The organism is Streptomyces sp. NPDC005774 (assembly GCF_042871645.1).
GTDB lineage: Bacteria > Actinomycetota > Actinomycetes > Streptomycetales > Streptomycetaceae > Streptomyces > Streptomyces pratens.
Genome location: NZ_JBIAIV010000162.1, coordinates 1 through 1005, shown reverse-complemented (window position 1 = coordinate 1005; position 1005 = coordinate 1). Strand labels below are relative to the sequence as shown.

Sequence of the window (1005 nt, the reverse complement as noted above, 5' to 3'; positions counted from 1 at the left end):
CCCGCAGCTCAACCGACCCCGGCACCCGCCGAGTCACCCGCACCATCGTGCTCCACCAGCTCACACCCCACACGGCTTAACTCATGGCCATTGGGACCTGGACAGGTCTGTGAGCAGGCCGGACAGTGGCGTCCTGTCCGGGACAGCCCATTCCTGTGGTTCGGATTCTCCTGAGCCAACAAGCTCTTGGCTCAGCCCAACAGGGCGAGCAGCCCCCCATCGTGGGGGGCGCTCAAAGGGAAAGGGACCCAGAGAATGCCGCGTACTCGCAATATCCTGACGCCCCTGGCCATGGCAGTTGCGGCGGGAACAATCGTCGCGACCGGAGCAACCCCTGCGATGGCGGCCGCTCCTGCGCCTTCCGGGATCACTCCTGTTGCGTTGTCTGTCGGCTGTGCCTCGCTGACCAGCAACGCCAACGGCAAGGCGCAGGTCAAGAACATATGCAGCTACACGATCAACGCCACCGTCTCCGTCGATTGGGACTGGGACCCCAACTGCCAGAGCATCGGCGCCGGGAGGTCCGCCACCTTCACCTGGAACTCGACCAAGGGCAAGGCGGAATACGCCTACGAATGCTGATGCATCGCGACCAGCCGCTCTGAGGTCAGTGTCCTGCAGAGCATAATCCAAGGCCATTGGGCGGCTGACAGGGTCAACGGTTACCGGGAACCCGGAATCCTCGACTCCGATCACAGGTGGGGGGAGGCACCCGAGGGTGTCTCCCCCTTCATGGCGGGTTCGGGCAGATGTTCGCGGCTGGCGGGGTGATGGCGATTCTTGAAAACGGCCGGCGATACTCCTCGCCTCACTTCCTTGACGCTTGAACGGTGTGGGGAACGAGGGGTGACGGCAGGGCGGGAGGGACGTACTGGCACTCTTGCCATATGGCAATCGCGGGGTCTCGCACCAGGGCTCCGGCAAAGTCGTTTGGTAGCCCTGTGACATGTGGTTTTGCGGGTGGGTGAGGTGCGCGGGCGTGTTCCGGTCCGGTTGGATGGAGGT

At 63.8% G+C, this 1005-nt stretch carries 1 protein-coding gene; it reads left to right on the top strand.

Annotation, left to right across the window (positions count from 1 at the left end):
• Positions 1-381: 381 nt before the first annotated feature.
• Positions 382-582: a hypothetical protein gene (locus ACFYQA_RS39625; protein ID WP_388928713.1), complete on the top strand. Its 201-nt coding sequence runs from the start codon at positions 382-384 to the stop codon at positions 580-582.
• Positions 583-1005: the final 423 nt, after the last annotated feature.